Source organism: Tenacibaculum sp. SZ-18, assembly GCF_002813915.1.
GTDB lineage: Bacteria > Bacteroidota > Bacteroidia > Flavobacteriales > Flavobacteriaceae > Polaribacter.
This window is the reverse complement of the sequence record NZ_CP019335.1, coordinates 2,442,079-2,466,424: the sequence shown is the minus strand read 5'-3', so window position 1 is coordinate 2,466,424 and position 24,346 is coordinate 2,442,079. Positions and strand designations below refer to the sequence as shown.

Below are 24,346 nucleotides of genomic sequence, written 5' to 3'. Positions count from 1 at the left end.
TTAGTTCGTCTTCTGGTTAATTAACCAAAAGAACAACTATGAATTCTAACTTTAAAATTCCAAGAATAGTTGGTGTTTTATTCCTTTTAATTTTTGTTTCTGGAGTAACTGTTTACCAAATTTTACAAGCACCATTATTTTCAGATGACTTTTTAAAAGAAACTGTAACTCATCAAAATCAACTTATAGCTTCCACTTTGCTAAATATGTTTAGTGGAATACTTTCTATCAGTATAGCAGTTCTATTATTTCCTGTATTTACAAAGTATAATACAAGTTTGGCTAGGCTTTATTTTGCTTTTACATTATTGAATTTTATAGCCATTGTTATTGATAATGGAAGTGTTTTTTCATTATTAGAATTTAGTAAGGTTTCTTCCGAAATTAAAAATATAGATACTTTAGAGGCTCTTCAAAAAGTATTTTCGGAAAAACACTGGTGGACGCATTATATGTCATTATTAACATCTTGTTTTCCTGTTTTCGTATTGTATTACACCTTGTTTGCAACAAAGTTAGTTCCTAGGTTAATTTCAGTTGTTGGGATTACAGCTTCAGTACTAATGTTTACGGAAATGTTGTCTTCTATCTTCGGTTATGGTATAAGTATGAATTTAATGCTTCCAATGGCGTTTGTTCAATTATTAATGCCAATTTGGTTAATCGTTAAAGGGTTTTCTAGTGATTAAAACACAGATTTTAAATTACTTATTACTAGGTATTCTATTCATTGATGATTTAAAATAGTTTTGACATGTAGTTAATCATTAAACTTTTTAATCATGAAAAAAGCTATTTACTTTTTAAGTTTTTTATTAGTAAGCTCATTTTTTATTATGTCTTGTGAGACAGATTCAGATGAGGAAAATTTAGATTCGGGATCGGGGAATTGTAATGCATCACGAATAGAGCAATTATCTGTTGATGTTTCGGATACAAGTGTAGCCTATGCAGGAAATCAAACAGTTGCAAATTGTATTGCTTATAATAACGCTCTAACCGCTTTTATTAATGAAGCCGAAAACTGTCCAGAAGTACAAGCACAAGTCAATCAATTAAGAGAATTACAAGCGTTATTGTCTTGTAACTAATATGTTATGTTTGAATTAAAAATCATAAACCCTGCCTTGAACAGGGTTTATATTTTTATATATACCTCAAAATAATTAACTTAGTTTAAAATGAAATTATGAAAACTTTAATAAATCTAACCATTTGTTTTCTGACTTATTTTCAAGTTTTAGGAATCCAAAGCCAAACCTTTAATACAAAACTAGAAGAATTATCTAATTCGTTAGAGAAAGTAATAACGAGTAAATCAACATTTGATTTATCTATTACCTCGGATTTACCTGGTGTTGCAAATTTCACTCAAACAGAAACAACTACAAAAGGAAAAGTTACAGAGATCACTTATGAGTTTAATTTTGCCGATATTGATATAAATACAGTTCGTTATGAAACATCTAAGGACTTAATAAAAGTTCAGTTGATAGCTAAACAAAATCAGAAAATGATCAAATCAATAATTAATAGTGATAAAGTTAGTTACACGAAAGCGTTTTACATATTAGCTTCAAATGTAGATAATGCTAGGAAAATTGTTGATGACATAAAAAATCTTATTCCTGTAGCAAAAAAAATCACAGAAAATAGATTATCTCTAAATGGGTACGAGGATCGTTTAGCTTGGTTGACCAAGAATATTTTTACAGTAGAGTCGGGAAAGAGTAAAGTAGAACAAGGTTTAGAAGTATTGGATAGCTATCCAGCAAGTGTTCGATTTATAAACGCTAAGTCTACTAGTAAATCGGTTTTAAAAACATCTTACGAATTTAATCTTTCAAATATGAATGAAAGGGGAGTGCTCTTTAAAAATAAAGGAAGCGATTTTGTGGTTATTATTCCAGCGAAGAGAAACTTAAAGGCTATAAAAGTTATTAATAATGGAGTGGTTAAATCTTATGTATCTAAATTTGAAATTATTTGTAAAAGTGTAGAGAATGCTAGAGAGTTACAAAAAGTTCTTCAAGATATTATTCCATTGGCTGAAAAACGCTTTAAAGCCGTTCTTCCCGGGCAATTGACAACCAATACTGGAATAGATTTAATAAATAATAAAATAGAAAAGTTGGTTTCAAGTAAAGAAACCATTATTCAAAAGTTAGAAGGAGATTGTATTGTTAAGATCTTTAGAGAGATTGAAACTTCAAAAAAGAAGGATAGTCATAGTTATGAATTGAATTTAATAGATATAAATAAGGAAGACGTTGAGATATCAATAAAAGGAAAAAAAGTACATTTATCTATTAATACTATTGGAAAAAATAAGTTTATTAAACATACTAAAAATGATATACAACAGAAGTATGTAAGTAAAATAGATTTAATCTGCAATGGAATAGAAGATGCCACAGTTTGTAGAGAAGCGATAAGGATATTAGTTGGAAATTGTACTCAGAGAAAACTCGAAACTCCTCAAACATTAACAGCTTTATCAGGTGAGTTGAAAAAAGTATCACTTGGTAAATTAACACAAGATCAAAGATTAGAAAGTTCTGAGGATGGAGGGATAAAATTTACAGCTATCCAATCTTCAACGAAAGAATCTGTTGAAAACATTCAGGAGTTTAAATTAGAAGATTTAAATCCAAAATCGATTGCAATGAAAGTTACGGGTAAAAAGGTTATTGTAGAAATCACAACCAATTACCAAGAGAAAATAATTAAAACGTATAAAGACGGAGAAATTAAAAACTACACAAACAAAGTACAGTTGTATTGTGATTCTATAGAAAATGGAAGAAATATTTCCAATATTTTAAGAAAAATTACAGGTAAGAATTAATTGACAGTAATGTAATTAAAAAAGCCGCATTTTTAGCGGCTTTTTTTATGTGTATTTGTTTCGATTTTTATGCTATTTGTTTCTCTAATGCTAAGAAATGCGTTGTTTTGTTATTGTTCATTAAAGGGAAAATATGTAACTCACACTTATATGTGGTATTATCTTTTCTGTGATTAATAATAACTTCTTTGAAAGGTTTATTTCTTTGTAATTTTTCTCTGATTCGTTTTCGTGTTTCCTCAGAAGTTTTTCTTCCTTGTAAAAATTGTGGTGCTTTTTGTAAAGCATAGCTCCTAGGATATCCAGTCATTTTAGTAAAACCATCATTAACCCATAAAATACTTCTATTTATGTCAGTGAGTATTAATGCCTCAAAAGGATTTTTTGTAAGAATAGATTCGATAGATTTTATCCAAGCTTCTTTCTTAGCAATGTGTTCTAAAGCTTGTATATCGTTCTGAATTGACTTTTTTTTTAATATCGCACTAAGATTTTGTACGTGAAAATCAAAACTTAATAGGTTTATCGAATGGTTTTCTTCTTCTTTTAAATACCCTTTAAACTCTTGATATTTCTCAAAACATAAAGAGTTTAAAAAAAGGTCTAAACTCTTCATAAGACGAAGTGAATTTTTCATAATTGTTTGTTTCAAGTACTAAAAATAACTAAAAAAACTAAACTTTAAGATTATTTAACCATAAATAATGCATTTGCAAAGAAAAGTTTACCATTATTCCAAAAACCTCTAAATAATGGATTATCAATTAGATAAACTATTTTTCCGCTTCCCATGTTTTCAGTTCCAAAAATTAAAGATCTTTTCTGATTAGCTAAAGTTTTACTCCCAGCAAATCCAGATACAATGGTATTGTCATCTAGAGTTACTACATTATAACCTCTTTTTAAGAAATCATATGAATTAGTTCCAAGTTTTAGAGTAAAATAATCTTTTTCATATCCAAATCCTAAAGGATGTGTGTTATCGACATCTGTCTTAAAAATCGCTCCAGTAATCAAACTTTTAATTTGCTCTCTTTCAGCATCTGCATAACTTCTCTTTTTTACTATAGTCTTAGTAGTGTCTTTCTTCTTTTTGCTTGTTTTTGTAGTCAGACCAAAATCTTTACTACTGGCAAAAACTTGATTCGCGTTACTAATAGAAATAACCTTTCCCCCTTTGCGAATCCAAGCTTTTAATATTTTTAATGTTTTTGTATTTAATATAGAAGAATAACTTCCATTTGGTAAAATTAGAACATTGAATTTTGAAAGAGATCTTTCTGATAAATCATTTATTTTAATTGCACTGTATGTGTAATTCAAGTCCTGCTCGAGGAAATAGCGAACTTCACCATAACTTAGAGTAGAAATTCCTTTTCCTCCTAAAACAGCAATTTTGGTGTTTTTAATTTCAGTAACGCTGTAAGAGCCAAGATCTGGTCCTTTTTCTGATAAACCTGTTGTGATATGATTATTTTTTTTACGGTGTTTTTTACTTATTTCAAAAATAAGTTTATCAAAGTTTGAAAGATGTTTATTATCTCTTTTCGTCACTATTAGAGATCCTGGTGATAAGTTTTGACTACTGTTTTTAATTTCTTTTGAAGTTGTTCTTACTCTAACTTTATTCTTTAATAAATCAGATAATAATGCTGCATCAGAAATATGATTCCAATCAAATGTGTAAGCGTATACATTATTTTTTAGAGAAGGTTTTTCAGTATTTACCTGGTTGCTTTTATCTAGAATATTCTTTTTCGTTGCTACAGCATCTAATCCATATGCATAAGGTAAAGACCACGATGTGATATCGTAGGTTAACGAATCTTTGATAACTGTTTTAGGTTCAAATAATACCTCAACTAGTTTCCCTTTAGGCTGATTGGTTGTAATACTTAAATTATTACTAGTAATTTTAAGTTTTCCGGTACTATTTTTTTTGTAAACAAATCCTGTTACTTCTTTGCTCGAAGTTGAATTATATTTAATTTCATGACGATCTAAAAGTCTTTTTAATGCATTAAGTTTATCAGAATTTCCTTGTAAAACGTACGATTTATATTTAAATGTTCTATTGTTAAAATACTTCTTAAACTCTGAATTTAATTTTTGTGTGTTTTTAGAAGCAACTTCAACTGTTGATAATCCTGTGGTTGTATGGTGTATGAGTCGATCTTTTAGTGTTAAAATCTCACCTTCTTTTGTTTTAATTCCTAAACCAGCTTTACCATGTCCTGCTTGTTCATAAGTCATCCCAATAGCTCCATTAAATGTTGGATAAGTATCTCCATAACTTGGATACAATAAATCGAAGCTTTCCTTAGTGAAATATAACCATCCGTTTTCATCAAAATAACGAGCATGATTTTTTCCTATTTCATTTTGGAAATCTCTTTGGAATTTGGTGATGATTTCGTGAAATGGCTCAGCGGCAGGTGCAAAGTAATAAGGATTATTATAAAATTGTTCATGAAAATCGACATGAATATGTGGCATCCATTTATTATATACTTTAAGTCTTTGTTGCGATTCAACTTGAGTAGTCCATGCCCAATCTCGATTTAAGTCGAATAAATAGTGATTAGGTCTTCCTTGAATCCAAGATTCATTATGTTCAAGCGCAAGCGGATTAGGATTTATATTTCTGTTTTTAACTTGATTGAACCAATTTACATATCGATCTCTACCATCAGGATTTAAACATGGATCGATTATAACAATTGTATTTTCGAGCCATTCTTTTTTTTCAGTGATTAATTTATATGCTGTGAGTATCGATGCTTCTGTTGCTGAAGCCTCATTACCATGCACATTATAACTTAACCAAACAATCGCTTTATCCTGAAGGGAAGTGGTGTTTTCTAATTGAGCATTTGTCAGATGCTGTTTCCTAATAGATTCAATATTATCTAAGTTACTTTTACTTGAAATATAAGCAATTTGTAGAACTCTTCTTTCATTAGTTTTACCATACTTTTCAAGTTTCAAATTATCCGAATTCTCTGCTAAATGTTCAAAGTAATCTACCACTTCATGATGTCTTGTAAATTCAGAACCGAAAGGATATCCTAAAAATTCAGACGGAGATTGAATGTTTTGAGAGAAAATACTAAAACAGCTAATTAAAAATGTAGCCAATATAATTTGAAAACGCATGAAACTTAAATTTGATTGATTTCCAAATGTAAGCAATTAATTTGAGCTAAAACTTCTCAAAAACGCCTAAACCGAATAAAGCAAAATCATATTTAACTGGATCGTTTTTATCAAACTTTCGTAAGATCAAATCTAATTCTTGAATTGCTTTCCAGTCATTTTGTTTTCTTTTTAAAATTTTAAGTTTTCTTGCAATATTTCCAGTATGAACATCTAAAGGACAATGAAGATCTGAAGCATTGTGAGTTTTCCAAATTCCGAAGTCTACACCTTTTTTTGAATCTCTAACCATCCAACGTAAAAACATATTTATCCGTTTCGCAGCCGATCCTTTAATTGGGTCAGAAATATGTTTTTGTGTCCTCGGTAAATGAAGAATTTCAAAGAAAACTTGTTTAAAATTATGAATGGCTAATTGGTAATTATCAGACGCTTTATTTTGTAAAACGGTTTCTAATCCTCTATGATTAGTGTAAATATTTTTTAAGGATTTGATGAAGAACTTGAAATCTTCGGCATTAAAAGTACGATGTACAAAACCATCAAACTTTTCTAGGTTATCTTCAGAATGATTCATAACAAAATCAAATGGAGAATTTCCCATTAAATCCATCATTCTTGAAGCATTATTAATTATCATTTTTCGATTACCCCAAGCTATAATTGCCGACAAAAACGCAGCAATTTCAATATCTTCTTTGATCGAAAATTGATGAGGTATTTGTATAGGATCGCTGTCTATAAAATCGATGTTTTCATAGAGTTCAGCTTTTTCGTCTAAAAATTCTTTGAGTTCTTTTTTGGTCACAGTTTAAACTAAATCGGAGGCAAAACTAATGAAAATAAAGAATCCGTTATAACAAGCATGTAAAAGCATGCTCCAACCTAAACCAAATCGTACTCGGATAAATCCTAAATAACCACCTAAAATAGTTTGTGGTAACACTAATATTGGAGCTAATAGTAAAACATTCGTAGTTATTTTAAAATTAGTGATATGAATCAGACCAAAAACCACAGCGAATATGTAAAAAGCAGGTTTGAAATAACTTGGGTCATGGAATAACGTCAGTGGTGCTCTAAAAATCAATTCCTCAAACAATGGAGCTAAAATTACGACGAGAAAAATTATTACTGCTTTTGGAAATTGTTGCATTAAATCTTCCATTGCATGATCATTCATATTGACCAAACCCAACGTCTCGACTAATGTAAATAAGGGCATAATCGCAGCACTGGTGATTATACAAATAATTAGTGTGTAAAAAAATTTCTTTAATCTATAATTAAGATCAGCATTTTGATCTTTTTCTAATACCGGGTTTTTTAAATAAGTAATTAGTTCCAAAAATGTTTCTCTCATAAAAAGTATTTGATGTATTGGTATTAAATGTTTAGGAAATGTTACAAAGAACAATTAGTATTTTGCCGCACCAACATTTTTTGAGCTTTTCATGATAAATTCACGTAAATCTTGATTAGCTTTTTCTAAATCTTCTTTTCTTAAATACATCATATGACCACTTCTGTAGCCTTTAAAGCTCATTCTATCTTTTAATTTTCCACTTGGGTCGATTTTTCTCATAGTATATTTCGCAGCAGAATATGTAGTTGCTCCATCATAATACCCTGATTGGACTAAAAGTTGTAAGTAAGGGTTTTGCGCCATAGATTTTCTTAGATTTTCTCTTGAATTATCATTAGAAAAATCCCAAGGATGTACAGGACCAAACATATTATATTTTACATCTGTCTTAAATTGCAATACATTCTGAATGTAATAATTAATGGCAGGTGTAAATGAGTGCAGCCAAGAAACTAATTCAGGACTATAATCAGGACTTGTTCCTGTTCCTTTTCCATCTAAACCTAAATATCTACTGTCTAATCTTCCAATTGTTTTTCCGCTTGTATTTCTTAATAGTTCTTTCCAGAAATATGCTTTTGGTAATTCTAAATTGTGTTTCAAAATCACTTCTTTTTTAATTCCTGAATATAAAGCCATTTTAGTAGCAATGTTATTTTTTTCAGTTTCTCCGATAAAACCACCTTTGGCTAATGCAGGAAGTAATTTGTTAATCGCGAAGTTTTCAGATTCTGGAAGAATATCCAAAAGATCTTTCTGTTGTAATTCATTTGGAAGTTGTTTATGATACCAAGCAGCAGCAGTGTAATAAGGAAAATTTATTGCATAATCTTCAGAAGCTCCTGTTCTGATTAATTTATAATCAGCAGGAGAAACCATAATCACTCCATTTAAATACATCCATTGTCGGCTTTGTAATTCGTAAGCTAGTTGCATTACACGAGTTCCTCCATAACTTTCTCCAATAATATATTTAGGAGAATTCCATCGGTTGTTTCTTGTAATAAATGTGTTTAGCCAATCTGCTAAATATTTAGCATCTGCATTCACTCCGAAAAAGTATTTTTTATCAACTTTTTCATCTTTTTTAATAATAGGTCTCGAATATGCCGTATTAACTGGATTCACGAAAACAATATCCGCAACATCTAAAACAGAATATGGATTATCTTTAATTCCGTAAGGTTGGATAGGGTTTCCTTCATCATCAATTTTTAAGGTTTTCGGTCCTGTATAAGCAATATGCATCCATACCGAGGCAGAACCTGGCCCGCCATTAAACGACATTATGATTGGTCGTTCTTCTCTTCTTTTAATATCTGTTCTGTAATAATAAGTGTAAAATAAAGTAGCCTTAATGTTTCCATTTTCATCAAAAACTGGTTGAGTTCCTGTTTGTGCTTTATAGGTAACTTTCTTCCCGTTAATTGTTGCTGAATATGAAGTTACTACAGTTGTGTCAACCGGTACTCTCTTATCCTGAGAAAATAATGTTGTTGTAACAGTAAGAATGAGTAGTAGAAGGATTTTTTTCATTTTATTTAGTTAAGAGTTGTTTGTTTTGTAAAGTATACGAGAGCCACCATAATCATGATTAAAGAAAAAGCGTAGAAAAACATTGATGTCAATACAAGTATTATCGATTCAGTTTTATTCTTTTTGTTATGGAAAACACTGTAGTTTAAAATTAATAGAGTTATGTATACGAGAGGATTAAAAATTAAAGCGGTTTTATAAAACAAAGATATAATTAATCCAACTAAAGTTGCTTGACCGAATAAAAATGCCGCAATTGTTAAATGTTCCCAGAAGTTATATTTTTTAAAAAATAGTTTATTGAAAAAAGCGAATGGGAAAATACAGAGTACCCAGAAGAATTTTAAATATTTTCTAATCAATCCACCAATTCTATAACTGATATCATAGAGTTTCGGATCATGAACAATTGATGGAGTTTTAATATCTCCTTTACTTTTCAAATAGGAATCTATAATAATATAAAAGGTAGTTGTTAAGATGAGATAAGATAAAGGATTAAAAATTCCTTTTCTTCTACCTTTAATATATTCTATTATCATTTTTCTTGGAGAAAGGAATAATTCTTTTACGTTCAGTAAAAATCCTCTATCCATATCAATTATTCCTGAAATAGAAGTTTTAAGTAGTGATTGAAAGGTAATTTTTTTAGTATCTCGTTTTTCGCCACAATTAGGGCAAAACTTCTCGTTATGTTCATAACTGCACGAAATACAAATCATTTGTTTTTAGTTTTGTTGATAAAAGATAACCAAAATAATATAATTTAGTGTAATGAGTTACTCTACAATTATTCCATCTTTCATTTTTAATGTTCGATCTGCCATCTCAGCTAATTCTTTGTTGTGAGTTACTAGTACAAATGTTTGTCCAAATTCATTTCTAAGTTTAAAGAAAAGTTCATGTAAATTCTTTGCAGAGGTTGAATCTAAATTACCAGAAGGTTCATCTGCAAAAATTACTGAAGGATTATTAATTAGTGCCCTTGCAACGGCAACTCGTTGTTGTTCTCCTCCTGAAAGTTCACTCGGTTTATGATTCATTCTGTTAGATAATCCTAAAAACTCTAATAATTCTTTGGCGCGTTTTTCAACTTCTACTTTTGGCTTTTTTGCAATAAATGCTGGAATACAAACATTTTCTACTGCAGTAAATTCAGGTAATAATTGATGAAATTGAAATATGAATCCAATATGTTGATTACGGAAAATAGATATTTCTTTGTCCTTTAATCCTTTGATTACTATATTGTTTATGGAAAGTTCATATGGAATATCATCTTCAGGTTTATCCAAAGTTCCCAGAATTTGAAGTAAAGTAGTTTTACCAGCACCAGACGGACCAACGATGGCAACTATTTCTCCCTTTTTTATGTGTAAATCTACACCTTTTAAAACTTGAACTTCTCCGTATTGTTTGTGTATATTTTTACCAGTAATCATAGTTGATATTAAGAAGTACGAATGTAAAAAAAAGAAACCAGACAAGTGACACTTATCTGATTTCTCAACGCATAACTAATGTTTATCTAAAATAAAATATTCTTGATATCATTATAATCTAAAAAGTATACGAATCTTAATGAGCAAGTGTGCCTCATAGATGCATCGAATAATCGGTCGATATTGTCAGCGAAACTAATATCGGCAGGAGCAAAGGTTGCACTTGGATTAATCGAATTACGATAGAATGCGATTAATTGACTTCCCGGAGCAAATTGCCAGAAATAATTTAAATCTAAATTCCAACTATTAAAATTTCGGTCATAATCACCTGTGAAAGTTGTAGGAGCTAATTGACCATTACTTGTATCGAGACTGAATAACTGATCTTTGTAAGGAACTTTACTCCAATTATGCCTAAAAGAAAGTGATAAGGAAGAGTTAGTATTGAAACTATATTTTCCAGAAACAGTATTCTCATAAGTTGTTATATCTCTTTCACCAAAAATAATATCATCATTATTACTATCAATATAACCTAAATCATTATCAACTTGATTGTATCTGAAGGAATAATTTAGTGATAATCGATTGTTAAATCGATAGCGTGGTCCAAATCTGAATCCGTATGAGTTTTTTGGTATTCCTTTAAAGAATGTATAATACCAGTTATAATCAATAGCTAGTTTTTTTCTGTAATCTGTCGATCCCCAGTGATTAATATTTAATCGCATTGGCCTTTCAAAATACACTCCGGAAGTACTTCCTTGTCTTGGTTCAAAAAAGTCTTTTGATATGGTTCTGAAGTTTATGTTTCCACCAAAATTGAAACGGTTTCTAGTTTCTGACCAAAATGAAATCCCAGTATTAGTTCCTGTATAAACACCTGATTTGTGTAAAAAGTTTACATTGTACCACCAGTTGATTCCGAAGTTATTAAAAATCCCAACAGGTTTTAATTGTCTGTATCCAGTAAAACCATAAATAGTTTGTTCGTTATTACTGAATAAAATTCCCATATCGTTTGGGTTGAAATCTTTATTCTCGAAGTTATAACCAATTTCCCAGCGCCATTTTCCTGACTGTCTTCCTACACTGGTATCAAAACTGTAACCTGGAGTAGTCTCTGTAGGATCATCACTTATATGTGTAGCTCTAATACTACCATCAATATTAAAGGTGCTTGATTTATCTTCCACGTGCCATAGTAATCCTGTAGCATTTGCATCTCTATATCTTCCGTCTCGGGTAACATTTGTATTTATTAAAGTAACAGAAGAATTCTGATTGAATTGTTTATCCAATACCATAATATTATAGTTTGCAAATGGTTCTGTAGTAACTTTATATTGATTTTTAGTTGTCACTACATCGTCCCCAACTTGAATTTGTTCTGTCCGTTCAACAGTGGCTTCTGTTTTTTCTGTAATAGCATTGAAGAAACCAATTCCTAACCCATCTTTCGTTCTACCCGAAATTTTGATTGCGTTCAACATTTGAACTTTTCCAGGGTAATCAACTATTTCTTCGTTAACTTTTTTTCCATTAATAAAATTATCATCATCTCGTAAATTTTCTTCAACATCGAACTGATCTGTTGGAGAACCACCAATTCTTCGCGAGTAAAATAATCGTCCTTTCGTAAATAATTCAGTTCCTTCTGTGAAAAATTGACGCTGCTCAGTGAATTGTTGTTCAAACGGACCTAAATTCAATTGTACATCGTCAAACCCCACCTGACTAAAATCTGGAATTAATGTAGCATCTAATGTAAAATTCTCAGACAGACCATATTTAACATCCATTCCAACACTCCAATCTGCAATTGTATGATTTTCTTTAGTGGTGCTAATTACAGAAGCATATGGATAAAGGTTTAAACGGGTAGGAGGAGAGATGTTTGTGAAGTTTTCTATCAATCCATCATATTGTGTCCATCTTCCTACTTCATTATCTATATGATTCCATGAATATCGCGTATTTATGTTTCTTACTTCTCTATGGAAATTCATTCCCCAAGATTGAACATTGTTATTGGCGAAACGCAAGGCTCGATAAGGAATTTTCATTTCAACTGCCCATCCATAATCTGTAATTTTAAAATCACTATCCCAAACGGCACTCCAGTTATAATCTTCGTTATTTCCATTAGAAACTTTAGAGTCAATTTGAACTCCAGAAGCGGTAACAATAAACATTACAGGATTTTGTCCATCATCAATAGGATTGATCATAACCATAAAAAAGTCAGAATTCCCGAAGTTATCTCTGTTTGTAAATTCTGCAGGAATTTTAGCGGGATTTGGATCTAACATTTTGGCTGAAATATAAACTGCGTTATCATCATATACCAATTTTACTTCTGTTTTATAATCTTTTAATTCAGCAACACCATTATCAGGCCTAAATTGAATAAAATTGTTTGCAACTGGAACATTTTTCCAAGTATTATCATTTAAATCTCCATCAATTTTAGGGGGAATAGGTGTTCTTGTGGCAGCTAATTTTTTTCTGTTTTGATTTACCTGACCTCTCATAGATATAAAACTAATACAAGTGAAAAGCAGGAGTAGGCGATAGTTTTTCATTGAATTTTTATGATATGTAATCTAAATAGTTTTTCATTGAACAATAGTATAGATGTTTGATTATCTATAGTTGTAAATTCTTGTTAATTACAGTAAGGACTTGTTAAAATTTAGAGTGTTACATTTTAGAAGAGAAAGGTTTCTTAAAAAAGCGTTAAAAAAACAAACAACATGACAATTTTTTAATGTAATTATCCATCTGTAGTTTCGTTTGAATTTGTATTTTTGTTGGACTTTAAAAATTCATATCGAATGAACTTACACGAATATCAAGGTAAAGAAATATTAAGTAGTTTTGGCGTTCGCACACAACGCGGTATAGTTGCTAGCACTCCGGAGGAAGCAGTTGATGCAGCAAAAAAATTAACTGAAGAAACAGGAACTGGTTGGCACGTAATTAAAGCTCAGATTCACGCAGGTGGTCGTGGAAAAGGAGGTGGAGTTAAGTTAGCTAAAAACTTAGATGAAGTAAAAAGTATATCTGACGATATCATCGGAATGATGTTAATTACTCCCCAAACTCCTGCTGAAGGTAAATTGGTAAATCAAGTTTTAGTCGCTGAAGATGTTTACTATCCTGGAGACAGTGAGCCAAATGAATTTTATATGTCGGTTTTATTGAACCGTTCAACAGGTAGAAACATGATTATGTATTCTACAGAAGGCGGCATGGATATTGAGGCTGTTGCTGAAGAAACTCCTCATTTAATCTTTACAGAAGAAATTGATCCAGGAACTGGATTATTACCTTTTCAAGCTCGTAAGATTGCTTTTAATTTAGGTTTAAGCGGTGGAGCAATGAAAGAAATGATCAAATTCGTTACTGCATTATATACAGCATACGTAAAGTCTGATTCAGCTTTATTTGAAATTAACCCAGTATTGAAAACATCTGACGATAAGATTTTAGCTGTAGATGCTAAAGTTACTTTAGATGAAAATGCTTTATTCCGCCACAAAGATTATGCAGCGATGCGTGATGAGCGTGAAGAGAATCCAATCGAGGTTGAAGCTAAAGCAGCTGGATTAAACTATGTTGATTTAGATGGTAACGTTGGATGTATGGTAAATGGAGCTGGTTTAGCAATGGGAACTATGGATTTAATTAAGCAAGCTGGTGGAGATCCTGCAAACTTCTTAGATGTTGGCGGAACTGCTGATGCTAAACGTGTTGAAACCGCTTTCGGAATTATTTTAAAAGACCCTAATGTAAAGGCTATTTTAGTTAACATTTTTGGAGGAATCGTTCGTTGTGATCGTGTTGCTCAAGGAGTTGTTGATGCATACAAAAACATGGGAGACAGAATCAATGTTCCAATTATTTGTCGTTTACAAGGAACAAATGCGAAAGAAGCAAAAGAATTAATTGATAACAGCGGTATGGAAATTATCTCAGCAACTGAGTTCCAAGAAGCAGCTGACAAAGTTGGTGAAGTATTAGGAGCCTAATTCTTAGCCATGTAAATTAATTCTTAAGTTATATTGAAAACCCTACTTTATAAAAAGTAGGGTTTTTTCTGCCTCAATTTTAGGGAAAAGTCAATTATATTATAGTTTTTTCATAGTCTGAAATTATATGTTATTGATTTTATGATTCAGAAATATTGCTTAGATAGTTGATTTTTAATTGATTGTTAATTTTTTTTGATATTAAAACATTCAATAAACATTAAGATAACTATTGTTTGAAAGTTTGGTAAGTATGTGGTAACATATTGAGTTGAGATAAAAGATACCTTTGTAATGGTTTGCAAACCAAGTTAATAATCAAAAAAAGTAAAATTATTATTTAATCTCTCGAAAAAACAAACACAATGAAATCAATCAAATTATTATTAGTTGCTGTAACATTAGTATTTAGTAACATTGTTGCGGCCGAAACAAATTCATTTGATGACAAGGCAAAAATGGCAATTATTTCAAGGGAAATATCATCGTTATTACAAAACCCAAGCTTTCCTGTAGAAAGAAACGCTTCTGTGACTGTTAAATTCGCTGTAAATAGGAATAATGAATTAGTTGTACTTTCCGTAGAAGCAGAGTACAATAAAGATATTATTGAAGAGTTTATAAAAACTAGATTGAACTATAGAAAACTGTCTAGTAATATAAAAGCACAAGTTTATACATTACCTGTAAAGATGGTTTCGTTATAAATTAATATGTAAATAGTTAAGAAGGCTCACATTATGTGAGCTTTTTTTATTGAAATATATTCAGTAAAAACTATGTAAATGAATATTTTTTATTGTGTAAGCTGTTTTATAGCTGTTTTTATTGGAATATATTCAGTGTTTTGGTGTTTCGACAACGTTTTCGATAATTTTAATAGTTAAAAAATAGTTTTTTAAATGTAAATTTAATGTAAATTTTTTAAGATTGGATTTTGTTCCAAAACATGGTTTTCGATAAAAAATGAACTCATTATTTAATAATTTCTAGCTGTAGCTTTACTTTTTTAATAGATTACTAATTACTGTTTTTTTGCATAAAATTTTATATAAAAAAAGACGTAACTATTGCGTTTTCGTTAGTAATGACGATAGTTTTTGTTAATTTTTAGATAACACATAAGTTATTTATCGCTTGTAATTTTACATCGTCTTGCAAGACTATTAGGATCATTATAAACGTAATGTTGTTTAAAATAAATAGTAACATATAAACAATAAAAAAGCGATCACTATGAAATCAATTAAAATTTTATTAGTAGCTGTATTAATCGCGTTCAGTAACACGGTTTCAGCAAAGGAGACGACACCAGGAAATGATAGAGTTAACGTATCTGTAATATCAAAGCAGATTCAGAAATTATTAGAAAATCCAAATTTTCCAGTAGAGCAAAACTTTATGGTTAAGATTAGGCTTACTGTGAATAATGAGAATGAAATTGTTGTATTATCAGTTGATACAAGAGGAGATAAGGAAACTATTGGAGCTTTCGTAAAATCTCGATTAAACTATAAAAAATTAGTAGGTAATACTGTTAAGAAAGTGTATATAGTTCCTGTAAAAATAATTTCTTTACAAGAACTATTTTAAAAGAATAAGAAAGTGTAAAAAAAAAAAACTCACCTTAATAGGTGAGTTTTTTTATTGTTAGAAGTATTATTTACTATTTAAGATAGTGTATGCAAGCATCAGTGCTATACTACTGTTATTTACTTCAACATTTGTAAAAGTTCCTAACAAGTCTTGTTCTGGAATATATCGAGCTTCTAGGTAAAAGTCTTTAAATTTATAGCCAACTCCCGCAGTAAATAACCCTGAAGATGGAATATTGGTAAACTCTTGTAAGGCTTTTGTTTTATTACTCAATATAGTGTAACTAGAGCTGAATGGAAAGTTAAAATTTACACCTAAATCAATAAAAATTTTGGATGTTCTATTTAAAGAAAAATATTTTCTGAAAACAAAGGTAGTTTGTATTGATTGATAATCTAATTCATAAACAAAATCTCCGATTAGAGGTTCTTTATCGTTCGCGAGCGTAACTTTTTCCCTTAAACTTTGATAATTTGGATTGATAAGCACTGACCAGTTATGATTATTAAAAGGAAGGAAATATTCTAGTTCTGCACCAAACTTTAAACCAATTTTATTAAATTCTCCAACAATTGTAGGGTTTAATTTGGTGTCATCTTTAATTGTATTTGTAAATAAGTTAACTCCAGCTTTAATTTTAAATTCTATAAAGCTTTTAATTTCATTTATAGAATAATCTAATGTTTCTTCTTCTTTGACATTTGTTGACTTAATTCCACACTTGTTATAATTTATGAAATATTCAATTAGACTTTTTTTTGTGTAATTAACTTTTTTAGAATTAAGCTCTGGGCAAGGTAAAAGTTTCCTTAATTGAAATTTGTACAATTCGTTTACTTTAATGTCCGTAGTTACTGGTGTGTATCTTTTGTAAACTAATGGTACGATTTTTTCTGTTCCTTTTGAAAAAAAGAACTTAGTTAAATTAGTAGTACTATATGAGTATAATTTTGTTTCAGCTTCAACTAATACCTTTAAGAAAACTTCTGTTTCTTCGTATTCTGGAACTCTCACTTTACTCAATCGATAATCCAAATCACTCGATTTGTCAATTTTAGTTAAGTGTTTTTCAAATTTGAAACTATTCGGAATGCTAAATTCTATAACATTATTTAAATTATTTAGTTTCACTTTAGAATCATGAGATAATTTATATTTAAAATTTGAAGGTGTATTTTTCCAATTTTCGTTTTTAATCAAACATTCAACTTTATTTCTGTTTTTATTTATAAAATAACCTTTTTCATAGTTTTGTTGACTAAATAAAGAGTGAGTTATAATAATTGTTACACATGCAATTAATTTTTTCATTTGGTTGATTGTAAAAATATTAAAGGAATTTTTTGCTAATTTAAGAAGATTTTAGCCAAAATTATTCATTAATCCTTTACTTCGTTTAATAAAAAAGAGTTTTTCTTCAGTATTAGACAAATAGTCGGCAGAGATCAGGTTTTTCAAGATAATCAAGATAAGTTATTTATCAAATTTAAATAAAATCGTATTAAGCACAGATTATATTAAAATAAAAAAGTTCACCAAATTTAGGTGAACTTTTGTTATATCATTTGTGATTTCGTTTCTAAAGGAAATTGTACCCTAATTTAAAAGAGAAATTTGTGTAATCACTGGTAGAACTACCTCTCTCATTAATTGAACTGATGGTACGAGGAGTATTAAATCTGAATTCTATAGAGTATCGTTTATTAATTTCATATCCAAAACCTAAAAAATAATTAACAGTTGTAGAAATAGGAAGTAAATCATTTGGATTTGTAATCAAATAATCTGTTAAGGCCCAATCAACGATAAAACCACCGTTAGCAAAAAGTTTGTTGTTATCATTTAAGTAAAAATAGTGTCTTGCTCCAAAAGGTAATTCAATAGATTTATATGATACTTCACCATCATAATATCTAGGTACTGAGTAAACTCCTCCAGAAACACCTATAAATGTAATACTTCCGATAGTTATCCCTTCATTATTACTATAACTTTGAAAAGTTGGTTCAAAGAAAACAGACCATTTAGAGTTATTAAATGGAAGTACATATTCAATCTCTGATCCAATTTTATATACAAATTGATATTGATTATTTTTAAATTTAGATTTCCCTAAACTAATTTTCCCCCTAATATTGAACTTTCCTTTTTTTATTTCTTGACTGTAAACTTCTGTAGAGGAATCAGAGCAAGAATTATAATCTATAAAGTAATTTACTAGTGATTTCTCTTTGTATTTTATGTTGGATTTTAGGTTTTTATTAGAACAATTTAGTTTGTCCTTTAAGATTTTTTGATAATTTAAATTTCTACCTAAATAACCTTTAGATGTCTTATATAATTTGTATTCAAGAGAATTGATATTTGAATTTAATTCGTAAAAGAAATATTGTACTCCTTTGAAATCATATTTTAATAGTTTAGCTTTTCCATCAGCTATAACTTTTAGAAGTAAACTTTCTTTTTTAGGTTTAATTAATCTACTAATACTTAGTTCATCTAAATTTTTCGAATAGCGTTCAATTAATACCTCATGTCTTTCAAGTAAAATTTTATCTACAATGTGAACTTTAGTTAAATTTTCTTTTCCCATTGAATTAACCTTAGAGTTTACGTCTAATTTATATTCAATTCTATCAGGAATACCTATCCAGTCTTCATTTTTAATAAGGCACTCTACTTTATTTCCTTTTGTCGTTATAAAGTAGCCTTTTTCAAATTTAGTTTGCCCAAATAATACACAAGAAGTACAAAGCACATATAGAGCTATTAACTTTTTCATAATCTTTAATTTTTTAATTTGCGTGCAAATATAGAAAAATTATAACTGCTTCTTTAATACTTCAATTTCATCTCTAAATTGAGCTGCGGCCATAAAGTCTAAACTTTTTGCAGCCACTTCCATTTGTTTTCTTTTATCTCGGATACGTTTTTCAATTTCAGATTTTGGCAAGAATTCTAAATCCTGTTCTGCAGCTTTTTTCGTTGCGTTGTCGTAATGATAAGAAGCAATATTATTCTTAGCCAACGTATTGTCAATTTTCTTATTGATTTGCTTTGGTGTGATATTGAACTTAGTGTTGTAATTCACTTGTTTTTCTCTTCTTCTTGTTGTTTCGTCAATGGTCATTTGCATGCTGTTTGTAATTTTATCGGCATACATAATAGCTTTACCATTCACATTTCTAGCAGCTCGACCAACAGTCTGGGTTAATGATCTGTGTGAACGTAAAAAACCTTCCTTATCAGTATCTAAAATTGCCACTAAGGATACTTCAGGTAAATCTAATCCTTCTCTAAGTAAATTCACTCCAATTAGAACATCAAATAACCCTTTACGCAGATCCTGCATAATTTCTACTCGTTCCAACGTGTCAACATCAGAATGGATATATCGACATCTAATTTGAATTCTAGTTAGGTACTTAGCTAATTCTTCAGCCATTCTTTTAGTTAAAGTTGTGACTAAAGTTCTTTCGTCTTTTTCAACTCTAATTTGTATTTCTTCTATTAAATCGTCAATCTGATTTAAACTTGGACGAACTTCTATTTCAGGATCTAGTAATCCTGTTGGTCGAATAACCTGTTCTACGAAAACTCCTTCCGTTTTCTGTAATTCATAGTCAGCAGGAGTAGCTGAAACATAAATTACTTGGTTTTGTAAAGCTTCAAATTCTTCAAATTTCAATGGTCTATTATCCATTGCAGCAGGCAATCTAAAGCCGTATTCGACTAAGTTTTCTTTTCGACTTCTATCACCACCATACATCGCATGCACCTGAGGAACTGTGACATGACTTTCATCAATTACCATTAAATAATCATCAGGAAAATAATCTAGTAAGCAGAATGGTCTTGTCCCAGCCTGTCGACCATCAAGGTAGCGTGAATAATTTTCAATTCCTGAGCAATATCCAAGTTCACGAATCATTTCTAAATCGAACTCAGTGCGTTCTTTAAGTCTTTTTGATTCTAAATGTTTTCCTATTTCAGAGAAGTAATCACATTGTTTCACCAAGTCATCTTGTATTTGATGAATTGCATTTTGTAAAACATCTGGAGAAGTAACGAAAAGATTGGCAGGATAGATATTTAATTGTTCAAATTCCTCTACAATTTGATTACTTTCTAGGTCGAAAGATTCGATTTCTTCAATTTCATCACCAAAAAAATGAACTTTATATCCGTTTTCTCCATAAGAGGGATAAATGGTAACAACGTCTCCTTTTACTTTAAAAGTTCCGCTTTTAATTTCAACTTCAGTTCTTGAGTATAAGCTCGTTACTAATTGATGTAAAAACTTGGTTCTTGAAATTTGTTGACCAGCTTCTATTTGTATTACGTTCTTTTTAAACTCTATTGGATTCCCGATACCATATAAACAAGAGACTGAAGCGACAACTAAAACATCTCGTCGCCCAGATAATAACGAAGATGAAGTACTAATTCTTAAGCGCTCAATCTCATCATTTATAGATAGGTCTTTTTCAATATAAGTCCCAGTAACAGGAATGTAGGCCTCCGGCTGATAATAGTCATAATAAGAAACAAAGTATTCAACTGCATTATTAGGAAAGAATTGTTTAAATTCTGAGTACAACTGCGCTGCTAAGGTTTTGTTATGAGCAAGAACTAAAGTTGGTCTTTTAACTTCCGCAACAACATTAGCTATACTAAAAGTTTTACCAGATCCAGTGACGCCTAAAAGTGTTTGATATTTCTCATTTGCAATGATACCATCAGCTAGTTGCTTAATTGCTTGTGGCTGATCACCAGTAGGTTTAAACTCTGAAACTAATTTAAAATCCATTAAATAAAAATAAGCATACTAATTTACTTTCTAAGTAGCGAGAAGTGTCCTTTTCTACTTATTTTTTTTCCACTTCTGTCTGTCAATTCTATATTAAACCAATAGTCATTTGACGGTAAAAGTTTACCATTATATAAACCGTTCCAGCCTTGTCCATCAATTTCGATTTGAGTAATGGGATTTCCAAAACGATCAAAAATATGAACACTGCTTTCAGGGTAAAAACTTGTGCTAGCTCCTCGTACTACCCAAACATCATTAACGCCATCGTTATTTGGAGTAAAATATTTTGGGAATTCAAGAACTGAAACATCCAATTGAGCAACACCACAAGCGTTTTTATCTCGAACTAGAATGGTGTAAACACCACCATTTAAGTTTTCAAACATTGGTGTGTCTTGAAAATCTCTAATGATTGTGTTGTTTTCATCTTGCAAGGCAAATTCATAATCACCAATCCCTAGATTATTATTACTATTATTAATAGTTATGGAATTATTAGCGGAATCATCTACGATAGTTACATCATTTTGGGTTAATGTAGCAATGATAGATTCGTTCACTGTAATTCGTTGTGTTCTTCTACAATTTGTTGTTGTGTTTATCGCTGTAACCTGGTAAGTTCCTCCTTGTGATATGTTTAATGTTTCACTCGTCGATGATGCGTCTAAAATACCATTCCTACTCCATTCGTATGTATAGTTTCCGTCAGGTAATTCCGCTTCAATAAATGATGGATTATTTAAACAAACTATTTGTGGACTTGTAACTGAAAAATCTGGTAATGGTAAAACACGAATAAAAAACTCTCCTAAACCAGTACAATCATTATTAATCTTATTAATTATTTTTACATAAATCGATTGTTGTGTGCTAGCTGGGATATTTGTATTTCTATAGTTTGCAGGATCAGGAATTTGATTGATAACAGCATCTCTGTCAGCAATCGTTTCAAAAAATAAAACGTCTAAATCATTTCTAATTGCAGGATCAAATAATTGTTTGATATCATCAATAGCAGAGCTGATATCAAAATTTGCGATTCCATCACGGTCATCATTATTGATACTGTTATTTCCCTCTGCATCTAGAAAATCATCACAAGTGGTGAATTCTTCATTGTAATTTACATCACTAGCAAATGAAATCGTAATATCAAGTCTTGAAATTCTATAACATCCCTCTGTCGATATTGTTCTTACCCAAATCGAATCTCCATCAGAAGCTGTGTAATTTATCTGGTCAGTTATTTCATTTGTATCTGCGACTGCATCTGGTTGAGTTGGGTAATATTTAAAAGTCTCATTCATATAATTTGAAGAGATTGATATTTCCGCTTGAGTTAAATTTATATTAGTTGAAAGGTCACTATCAGTGTCACATTGATTTATAATAGCTGGATTAATAGCAATAACCGGTAATGGATTTACAATTAAACGGAATGGAAGAAAATTTCCAGAAGTATTATCCGAAGCAGCAAAACATCCAGAATTGAAAATATTTTCTACTCGAACATATATTAATTGTTCATTGATATTGATATTTCTATAAGGATTGTTCTTATTAATAGCATCAGTCGTTGAGTCTGTTTGCGCTCCTGATAAAGTTGTATGATAAGAGACACTATAAACAGTTGGATCCAATGTTCCTAATATTTCACTGTCTTTCGTAGATAAGATAAAATCATTAAAAAATCCATCAGTGTCACCTCCATTTACAGCGTCGTCACATACTTCGTAATTTGTAGGTTGAGTAGGAGTGGGTATTGCTGAAATTGATAAAGTAAATTGTGTTGTGGCAAAACATGCATCCGATGCGTCTTTGTTATGTACTCTCACAAAAATATCTTGATTATTCGGAAAAGGAGTAGTATTAGTATATGGTAATGAAATTGCATTTGCAGTATTATTGTTATCGGAGTCGGCTTGATTAAGAAAATAATAAATTTCAAATTGATTAGGATCTAAACCACCTAAAGCGATAGGAGACAAGTCATTTTCAAAATCAAACGTATTAAATCCATCTCCATCGAGGTCGCAAAAATTTATATTATTTAAGGCATTAACACTTGCAGGCTCAAAAACTTCTATGTTAAAAGTGCCTTCTAAATTAATTGCATTGTTACAATCGTCAATTAAGGTAACAACCAATGAATATGTCCCATTATTATTTATGTCTAAATTATTTAAAGTGAGATTTGGCTGATTAGATATAATTGTTTGATTTGTTCCATCGTTAAAAGTCCATTCATACTGAATGTTAGTTCCTGTTACAGGAGCTGAATTAATCTGAATAGACTCTCCAATACAATATTTTATGTCTTGATTGTTTAATACTTGAAAGGTTGTGTTGTCTCGAATTTGAATTGGCAACAGTAAAGATGAAATAAATGGTGGTAAACCTTGTGCGGTTTGTCTTCCTTCAAGGAAAATAGCATCATTTATATAATTAATATCGTTCGCGTCATCATTAGGGTTATCGATTACATCAAGATAGTCGCTACCAGGAACAGATGCGTATATTTTTCCATCTGGTCCTAACTGAAGACTTCCTCTAAATCCCTGTTTTAAATTTATTAAACTTCTAGTAGAAGGTATATCAGAATCGTTCAAGTCAAATTGATAAACTGCGTTTGAACCATTGTAAGAAGAGACATATAGTTTATTAGATTGTTGAGAAAAGGCAACTCCATAAGGAGATTCATTTTCTCCAAAGTCAATTAAAGTGGTTGGATTAGGAGATATAACTCCTGTTTCATTATTAAATCTAAAAAGTTGTGCACTACCGGTTATGACTTGTTGAGCAGCTCTATAATCTGCAAATGCTATGTAACGTCCGTCGGGAGAAACTTGCAAATATCCTCTTTTATCAGTAGTAGTGAAATTAACTGGGCTCACAACAACGCCTGACACATCTACTCCATTTATATCAACTTTATAAGAGTAAAAATTTCCCTGAGCGAAAGAAATGACCCAAAAGGTGTCACAATCTTTACCTTTTACAGCAGTAACTTTTTCTGACCAAACAGTGCTAATATCAAGAGTACTAACAGGATCGATCGCTAGGTTTACGGGGCCATTGATAATTTGGCCTAGTCCGCTATCCTGAGACATGTCAATTGTGTAGAAATTGAATCCAGGATTACTGCTAATTCCCGGAGGAACAAAATCAGTACCAACTGTAAATAAATAGTATATGGTATCAGAACCGGGTTTGGGAATAATCATGCCTGATTGTGTACTAGACGGGTTTCCACCTAGATTATCTGCAGGTGTTCCATCAGTAAAAGTCATCAAAGTATGATTTTTATTAAATATCCTGATTCCATCAGAATAGAATAATAAGTTACCGTCCTTATCAGAAAAAGATGAACATCCTTCAGTTGTGTTTAATTGTCCATTAGTTAATGCAGTTGGAGGTGTTGTAGAAAAATCAATTCCTGCATTTAGTCCAAAATACCAAACATTAGCTTGTTTTTGACTATAGGTTGTAATTGAAATTAACCCCGTTAAAAGTATAATTAATCGCTTCATTCATCCCCGAATTAAAATGCTA

Annotated in this window: 18 protein-coding genes; 6 read left to right on the top strand and 12 right to left on the bottom strand. The window is 30.5% G+C overall.

Features of this window, described 5'->3' with window-relative positions:
* Positions 1-38: 38 nt before the first annotated feature.
* The 3 genes from BTO06_RS10875 to BTO06_RS10865 all read left to right on the top strand — a co-directional run bounded on the left by BTO06_RS10875 (position 39) and on the right by BTO06_RS10865 (position 2,848).
* Positions 39-689 (top strand): DUF4386 domain-containing protein, encoded by a 651-nt coding sequence (locus BTO06_RS10875; RefSeq protein WP_100925335.1) that lies wholly within the window; start codon positions 39-41, stop codon positions 687-689.
* A 93-nt stretch (positions 690-782) separates the two neighbouring features.
* Positions 783-1,091 (top strand): hypothetical protein, encoded by a 309-nt coding sequence (locus tag BTO06_RS10870; protein ID WP_100925334.1) that lies wholly within the window; start codon positions 783-785, stop codon positions 1,089-1,091.
* A gap of 98 nt (positions 1,092-1,189) precedes the next feature.
* Positions 1,190-2,848, top strand: a complete 1,659-nt coding sequence (locus BTO06_RS10865) for a hypothetical protein (protein ID WP_100925333.1) — start codon at positions 1,190-1,192, stop codon at positions 2,846-2,848.
* A 67-nt stretch (positions 2,849-2,915) separates the two neighbouring features.
* Here BTO06_RS10865 and BTO06_RS10860 read toward each other — a convergent pair whose 3' ends face one another.
* From BTO06_RS10860 to BTO06_RS10825, 8 genes are all read right to left on the bottom strand, one after another.
* Positions 2,916-3,464, bottom strand: coding sequence for a PAS domain-containing protein (locus BTO06_RS10860; protein WP_157811814.1), 549 nt, complete (start codon positions 3,462-3,464; stop codon positions 2,916-2,918).
* Positions 3,465-3,535: 71 nt separating this feature from the next.
* Positions 3,536-6,004: a M14 metallopeptidase family protein gene (locus BTO06_RS10855; protein ID WP_100925331.1), complete on the bottom strand. Its 2,469-nt coding sequence runs from the start codon at positions 6,002-6,004 to the stop codon at positions 3,536-3,538.
* Between the two features lie 46 nt (positions 6,005-6,050).
* Positions 6,051-6,812, bottom strand: a complete 762-nt coding sequence (locus BTO06_RS10850; RefSeq protein WP_100925330.1) for a TIGR02757 family protein — start codon at positions 6,810-6,812, stop codon at positions 6,051-6,053.
* A gap of 3 nt (positions 6,813-6,815) precedes the next feature.
* Positions 6,816-7,367, bottom strand: a complete 552-nt coding sequence (locus tag BTO06_RS10845) for a CPBP family intramembrane glutamic endopeptidase (protein WP_100925329.1) — start codon at positions 7,365-7,367, stop codon at positions 6,816-6,818.
* 54 nt (positions 7,368-7,421) lie between these two features.
* Positions 7,422-8,906: a S10 family peptidase gene (locus tag BTO06_RS10840; protein ID WP_100925328.1), complete on the bottom strand. Its 1,485-nt coding sequence runs from the start codon at positions 8,904-8,906 to the stop codon at positions 7,422-7,424.
* A gap of 5 nt (positions 8,907-8,911) precedes the next feature.
* Positions 8,912-9,628, bottom strand: coding sequence for a DUF3667 domain-containing protein (locus BTO06_RS10835; RefSeq protein ID WP_100925327.1), 717 nt, complete (start codon positions 9,626-9,628; stop codon positions 8,912-8,914).
* Positions 9,629-9,685: 57 nt separating this feature from the next.
* Positions 9,686-10,348: an ABC transporter ATP-binding protein gene (locus BTO06_RS10830; protein WP_100925326.1), complete on the bottom strand. Its 663-nt coding sequence runs from the start codon at positions 10,346-10,348 to the stop codon at positions 9,686-9,688.
* A gap of 86 nt (positions 10,349-10,434) precedes the next feature.
* Positions 10,435-12,885 carry a DUF5916 domain-containing protein gene (locus BTO06_RS10825; protein WP_100925325.1) on the bottom strand — a complete coding sequence of 817 codons (2,451 nt, stop codon included), beginning with the start codon at positions 12,883-12,885 and terminating at the stop codon, positions 10,435-10,437.
* A 303-nt stretch (positions 12,886-13,188) separates the two neighbouring features.
* On the opposite strand from BTO06_RS10825, the gene sucC reads away from it, so the two are divergent.
* The 3 genes from sucC to BTO06_RS10810 all read left to right on the top strand — a co-directional run bounded on the left by sucC (position 13,189) and on the right by BTO06_RS10810 (position 15,978).
* Complete coding sequence (gene sucC / locus BTO06_RS10820; RefSeq protein WP_100925324.1) at positions 13,189-14,385, top strand: ADP-forming succinate--CoA ligase subunit beta; 1,197 nt, start codon at positions 13,189-13,191, stop codon at positions 14,383-14,385.
* Positions 14,386-14,750: 365 nt separating this feature from the next.
* Positions 14,751-15,092 carry a hypothetical protein gene (locus BTO06_RS10815; protein WP_100925323.1) on the top strand — a complete coding sequence of 114 codons (342 nt, stop codon included), beginning with the start codon at positions 14,751-14,753 and terminating at the stop codon, positions 15,090-15,092.
* A gap of 529 nt (positions 15,093-15,621) precedes the next feature.
* The gene (locus BTO06_RS10810; RefSeq protein ID WP_100925322.1) at positions 15,622-15,978 is read left to right on the top strand and encodes a hypothetical protein; all 357 of its coding nucleotides are present in this window, start codon (positions 15,622-15,624) and stop codon (positions 15,976-15,978) included.
* A gap of 66 nt (positions 15,979-16,044) precedes the next feature.
* Here BTO06_RS10810 and BTO06_RS10805 read toward each other — a convergent pair whose 3' ends face one another.
* The 4 genes from BTO06_RS10805 to BTO06_RS10790 form a co-directional block, all read right to left on the bottom strand.
* Entirely contained in the window at positions 16,045-17,292 is a 1,248-nt protein-coding gene (locus BTO06_RS10805; protein WP_100925321.1) for a hypothetical protein, read from the bottom strand.
* Between the two features lie 268 nt (positions 17,293-17,560).
* Positions 17,561-18,763 carry a hypothetical protein gene (locus BTO06_RS10800; protein ID WP_100925320.1) on the bottom strand — a complete coding sequence of 401 codons (1,203 nt, stop codon included), beginning with the start codon at positions 18,761-18,763 and terminating at the stop codon, positions 17,561-17,563.
* A gap of 39 nt (positions 18,764-18,802) precedes the next feature.
* Entirely contained in the window at positions 18,803-20,791 is a 1,989-nt protein-coding gene (gene uvrB, locus BTO06_RS10795) for an excinuclease ABC subunit UvrB (RefSeq protein ID WP_100925319.1), read from the bottom strand.
* Between the two features lie 23 nt (positions 20,792-20,814).
* Positions 20,815-24,324 carry a T9SS type B sorting domain-containing protein gene (locus BTO06_RS10790; protein WP_100925318.1) on the bottom strand — a complete coding sequence of 1,170 codons (3,510 nt, stop codon included), beginning with the start codon at positions 24,322-24,324 and terminating at the stop codon, positions 20,815-20,817.
* Positions 24,325-24,346 lie beyond the last annotated feature (22 nt).

Coding starts and splice junctions, on each gene's coding strand:
- BTO06_RS10855 (WP_100925331.1), bottom strand. CDS start 6,004: ATGCGTTTTCAAATTATATTGGCTACATTTTTAATTAGCTGTTTTAGT.
- BTO06_RS10865 (WP_100925333.1), top strand. CDS start 1,190: ATGAAAACTTTAATAAATCTAACCATTTGTTTTCTGACTTATTTTCAA.
- BTO06_RS10875 (WP_100925335.1), top strand. CDS start 39: ATGAATTCTAACTTTAAAATTCCAAGAATAGTTGGTGTTTTATTCCTT.
- BTO06_RS10840 (WP_100925328.1), bottom strand. CDS start 8,906: ATGAAAAAAATCCTTCTACTACTCATTCTTACTGTTACAACAACATTA.
- BTO06_RS10805 (WP_100925321.1), bottom strand. CDS start 17,292: ATGAAAAAATTAATTGCATGTGTAACAATTATTATAACTCACTCTTTA.
- BTO06_RS10815 (WP_100925323.1), top strand. CDS start 14,751: ATGAAATCAATCAAATTATTATTAGTTGCTGTAACATTAGTATTTAGT.
- BTO06_RS10830 (WP_100925326.1), bottom strand. CDS start 10,348: ATGATTACTGGTAAAAATATACACAAACAATACGGAGAAGTTCAAGTT.
- sucC (WP_100925324.1), top strand. CDS start 13,189: ATGAACTTACACGAATATCAAGGTAAAGAAATATTAAGTAGTTTTGGC.
- BTO06_RS10825 (WP_100925325.1), bottom strand. CDS start 12,885: ATGAGAGGTCAGGTAAATCAAAACAGAAAAAAATTAGCTGCCACAAGA.
- BTO06_RS10860 (WP_157811814.1), bottom strand. CDS start 3,464: ATGAAGAGTTTAGACCTTTTTTTAAACTCTTTATGTTTTGAGAAATAT.
- BTO06_RS10835 (WP_100925327.1), bottom strand. CDS start 9,628: ATGATTTGTATTTCGTGCAGTTATGAACATAACGAGAAGTTTTGCCCT.
- BTO06_RS10845 (WP_100925329.1), bottom strand. CDS start 7,367: ATGAGAGAAACATTTTTGGAACTAATTACTTATTTAAAAAACCCGGTA.
- BTO06_RS10810 (WP_100925322.1), top strand. CDS start 15,622: ATGAAATCAATTAAAATTTTATTAGTAGCTGTATTAATCGCGTTCAGT.
- BTO06_RS10800 (WP_100925320.1), bottom strand. CDS start 18,763: ATGAAAAAGTTAATAGCTCTATATGTGCTTTGTACTTCTTGTGTATTA.
- BTO06_RS10790 (WP_100925318.1), bottom strand. CDS start 24,324: ATGAAGCGATTAATTATACTTTTAACGGGGTTAATTTCAATTACAACC.
- uvrB (WP_100925319.1), bottom strand. CDS start 20,791: ATGGATTTTAAATTAGTTTCAGAGTTTAAACCTACTGGTGATCAGCCA.
- BTO06_RS10870 (WP_100925334.1), top strand. CDS start 783: ATGAAAAAAGCTATTTACTTTTTAAGTTTTTTATTAGTAAGCTCATTT.